Raw genomic sequence first — 4,217 nt, 5'->3', positions numbered from 1 at the left:
ATAATTGATAATTGATAATTGATAATTGATAATTGATAATTGATAATTGATAATTGATAATTGATAATTGATAATTGATAATTGATAATTGATAATTGATAATTGATAATTGATAATTGATAATTGATAATTGATATTGATATAACGCCTAAAGCCTAACTCTGAGCGATCATCGACAGTGGGAGGAAAATTGTTAAGACTTCGCCTTGTTGGGGACTTTGACGGACGATTAGTTTACCACCTAGGAGTTGAAAGAGATTTTTAGTCACATTCATATTGAGACTGAGATTGCCTGTCTCTGGCTGAAAAGTGAGTAATTGTCCGATCGAGTGTCGCTGCTTGTGGGTAGTATAGGGGTGTTCGTCGGCTTCTTGTTGAGATTGGAGCTGTAGCTTTAACCTGTCGCCAACGGGAGTAACTTCGACTTGAATCCGGCTCCCAGAGGGAAGATTGCGCGTAAAGTTTTCTACCAATCCAGTCAAGACTCGATCGAGGATCGTGGGATTACTGACAACGGCGGGGAGTTGGTGGGGAATATCTACAGCTAAATCCAGATTCCGACGTTCGGCTTGTTGTTGCCACTGGGGGAGACTTTGCTCTAGGAGTTGGCTAATCGACATCGTGGTGAGATCTACCGCTTGGGATGGCTGAGTAGTAGCCAATTCTACCGCACTAAAAATCAATTCCATCCGGTTAATCTGCTCGGTACACTCACGATCGATCGCGCTCAGACGTTTTAGTACTCGCGGAGACAAATCCGGCTGACGCAATAACAGCCGCGTCATCGTGCGGATGGTAGTCAGTGGAGTACGGATTTCGTGAGTAAGTGCCTGGATCAGTTCGACATCAGCCGCGAGTTTCGTCGGTACTTCTACTGTCGGCTGAACGGGGGCTAGTGTGGCGACAGGCTGGTGTTCCAGTAGATATTGACCAAATGCCATCACACATCGATAATCAGGCTCGATCGGGCTAAATTGCGCGGCTAGCTCATCTAGATATGAGAGGTGGTGAGGTGCTGTGAGCATCATTCGCCCCCGTAAGGATTTCCACGCCAGATCTAGATCGTCAGGATCGAAGGAAAATTGACAGCTTGGCACACCATTTTCCTCGCCCAGAACTACTAATAGGCTAAATCGATTGGTTAAAACCAGACAAAAGCGTTCGTCAGCGAGGGGATCTGTGGGGAGTAATTCGATCGGGAAATGATGGGATTGGTCGAGATCTCGATCGCTTCCTGTAGACTTACAGGGAAGTAATTGACGGTTGGAATGTGGAGTGGTAAATGTAATCGTTTGCAGTTGGGAAACGATCGCCGGATGACTGAATAGGGGTAGCGGTGAGGTAATCAGCAACCCTTCGATGACTGTTTCCTCGCTCAGATCCTGAACGCCAATCGGACTGGGTAATGATTTTAATAGTAAAGTTTCTACAGATGCGATCGCGCTGTGCCACTGACTTTCGGCTCTAATCTGCAATTGCTGCCGATCTGTAGAGGGATGAGGATCTGGAGGATTAAATTCAGGTACGAGCAGATCGATTCCAGTCGGTTCTGCTTTGGTCAATACTTCGCTTAATGTTGGGAGCAACCACTTTCTGACCACAATTTATCCAAAATCTCTAAGACTCACTCTCAAGAGAATAACGGATCTACGACACTCGATCGCAGGGGTAAAACCGAACTGCAATGATGTGAATACCCATCAGCTCCTCAGCCACTGGCGATGGAGACGGGACTCGGAGGATGTATTTGTGTAGGAATAAGGCATCATCCGATCGAATGATGCCTTATTCCTACACAAACTCTCTGAATTTTCGCTATCAACTCTCAACTATTTAAAGAGTCCCGAAGCCTTTTTTCTTTTTCTTAGCTTTGATTGCGGCTGCGCCTGGTTGACCCCCACGCGCACCAGGATTTCCACCCATCCCAGGGAAATTACCCATACTCATCTGTTGCATCATGCTCCGCATCCGCGTAAATTCGGAGATCAGCTTACTGACATCGGCTTCCTCATAACCACAGCCCTTGGCAATCCGACGGCGACGGCTGGGAGTACTGGCGAGTAAATCGGGATTACCACGCTCTTCCTTGGTCATCGACTGAATCATCGCTTCAGCCTTTTTGAGTTGATCTTCACCCTGTTTGAGCTGACCATCAGAGAGCTTGCTCATCCCTGGAATCATCTTGAGCAAGCCACCTAGCGAACCCATATTTTTCAATAACCGCATCTGTTTGATGAAGTCATTGAAATCAAATTTGGCTTCGAGAATTTTCTCAGTCAATTTCGCTGCATCGGCGACATCAAAATCTTCCTGCGCTTTTTCTACCAGAGTCAGCACGTCACCCATCCCCAGAATCCGCGATGCCATCCGTTCGGGATAAAATGGTTGGAGGGCTTCGACTTTTTCACCCACACCGACAAATTTGATCGGTTGACCGGAAATCGCTCGGACAGACAGAGCCGCACCCCCGCGCGTATCGCCATCCAACTTGGTCAGAATCGCACCTGTAATGCCGATGCGATCGTGAAATGTCATCGTGACATTCGCTGCTTCCTGACCGATCATCGAGTCTACTACCAGTAAGACTTCATCCGGTTGAATTGCAGTTTTGACATCAGCTAATTCCGTCATCATCCGATCGTCAATTTGCAACCGTCCAGCAGTATCGACAATTACTACATCTACGCCCAGTTCCCGCGCCTTGGCGATACCTTGACGGGCAATTTCGACCGGATTGGCATCTGTGCCCATTTCAAACACTGGCACGTCGATTTGCTTGCCCAACGTGATGAGCTGATCGATCGCCGCAGGACGATATACATCAGTCGCCACCATCAAAGTTGTCCGATTTTCTTTCCGCAAATGCAGCGCGAGTTTAGCAGTAGCCGTAGTTTTACCCGCACCCTGCAAACCCGCCATCAGAATTACTGTCGGCTTCTGGGGTGCATTCGCGAGGGGGCTATTAGTTTCCCCCATCGTCCGCACCAATTCGTCATAGACAACCTTGATAAACTGCTGGTCTGGGCGAACTCCTGAAACTACGTTCGCGCCCTGAGCCTTGGTTTCGACTTCCTTAACAAAATTTGTGACCACTTGGACGTTTACATCAGCCGAAAGTAGCGCGCGACGGACTTCCTTGAGGGCATCTTGAATATTGGAGGACTTAATCTTGTCCTTTCCGCGCAACTTTACCCAGGCTGATTCTAAACTTTCGGCTAATTGGTCAAACATAATCAGAAATTAACAGTTATCGAGGAGCGACAGGTTGGCTCTACCTCTAGTGTAATGGATGCCAAACAACCTTCAACCGATCGATCGAATCTAGCTGTAGAGTTGGCATGAAATCTCTAAATGAGATAAAATATCTGCACTAGGTTACTCCCAAGCCAATGCACATCATCAGCCGCAAAAGATTGCTGGAGTTCGCCAAGATTCATGCAGACTCAGAGACTGCATGAATCTTGGTACAGGATCGCCAAAGCAGCCGAATGGCAAACTCTAGTAGAGCTTAGGGAAGCTTACCCATCTGCGGATCTAGTGGGCATTTATACGATTTTCAATATTAAAGGTAATCATTATCGATTAATAGGTGAGATCAATTATCGTAGCGGCACTATTTTTGTCCGAGATATCTTAACCCATGCGGAATATGACAAGGAGCAATGGAAATGACGAATGCTGTATTAGACCAAGAATATTCTAAGTTGCTGGTAGCCGTTCGACCCAAGGTTATTGAAACAGAAGAAGAGAACGAATTCTACTTAGCAGAAGTCACTAAGCTGATCCGGTTAGGTGATGCAATCTCTCCAGCCCGAGAATGCTTACTCAAACTATTGTTGAATCTGATCGAAAGCTTTGAAGATCGGCATTATCAACTTAAATCCGCTACTCCTTTAGAGATATTAACTGAATTGGTGCGCGATCGAGGCTTAAAACAAAAAGATTTAGTACCTGTCTTTGGTTCTCAAGGGATAGCTTCAGAAGTACTCAATGGCAAGCGTGGTATTAGTAAAGCTCAAGCTAGAGCATTAGGAGAATTCTTTAAGGTTTCCTCGTCACTATTTTTTGAAACCTAATACCGGCTCTCCTCTGAAAACAGGGTAAAATGTAGCGACAGCTACGTTTTACCCTCATACTGGCTATGGACTTTCACCTGAATTCTCTTCTTGATTTATCTCAAGCTACAGTTTTCACTTGTTACCATGAAACGGATTTTA

The 4,217-nt window shown here is 46.1% G+C and carries 3 protein-coding genes and 1 pseudogene; 2 read left to right on the top strand and 2 right to left on the bottom strand.

Features of this window, described 5'->3' with window-relative positions:
- Positions 1-155: 155 nt before the first annotated feature.
- The gene (locus tag ACEW9J_RS18065; RefSeq protein ID WP_373546492.1) at positions 156-1,586 is read right to left on the bottom strand and encodes a sensor histidine kinase; all 1,431 of its coding nucleotides are present in this window, start codon (positions 1,584-1,586) and stop codon (positions 156-158) included.
- Between the two features lie 247 nt (positions 1,587-1,833).
- Positions 1,834-3,231 carry a signal recognition particle protein gene (gene ffh, locus ACEW9J_RS18060; protein WP_373546491.1) on the bottom strand — a complete coding sequence of 466 codons (1,398 nt, stop codon included), beginning with the start codon at positions 3,229-3,231 and terminating at the stop codon, positions 1,834-1,836.
- A gap of 158 nt (positions 3,232-3,389) precedes the next feature.
- On the opposite strand from ffh, the pseudogene ACEW9J_RS18055 reads away from it, so the two are divergent.
- Positions 3,390-3,672 (top strand): annotated as a pseudogene (locus tag ACEW9J_RS18055) (type II toxin-antitoxin system HigB family toxin).
- Positions 3,669-4,076 (top strand): type II toxin-antitoxin system HigA family antitoxin, encoded by a 408-nt coding sequence (locus ACEW9J_RS18050; protein ID WP_373546490.1) that lies wholly within the window; start codon positions 3,669-3,671, stop codon positions 4,074-4,076. The pseudogene ACEW9J_RS18055 and the gene ACEW9J_RS18050 overlap by 4 nt, the downstream one beginning before the upstream one ends.
- Positions 4,077-4,217 lie beyond the last annotated feature (141 nt).

Origin of the sequence: Chamaesiphon sp. (genome assembly GCF_041737865.1) — a bacterium.
Lineage (GTDB): Bacteria > Cyanobacteriota > Cyanobacteriia > Cyanobacteriales > Chamaesiphonaceae > Chamaesiphon.
This window is presented reverse-complemented; position numbering and strand designations above follow the sequence as displayed.

What these genes read in the sequence shown, in the direction of transcription:
- ffh (WP_373546491.1), bottom strand. Translation starts at nt 3,231, where the DNA reads ATGTTTGACCAATTAGCCGAAAGTTTAGAATCAGCCTGGGTAAAGTTG.
- ACEW9J_RS18050 (WP_373546490.1), top strand. Translation starts at nt 3,669, where the DNA reads ATGACGAATGCTGTATTAGACCAAGAATATTCTAAGTTGCTGGTAGCC.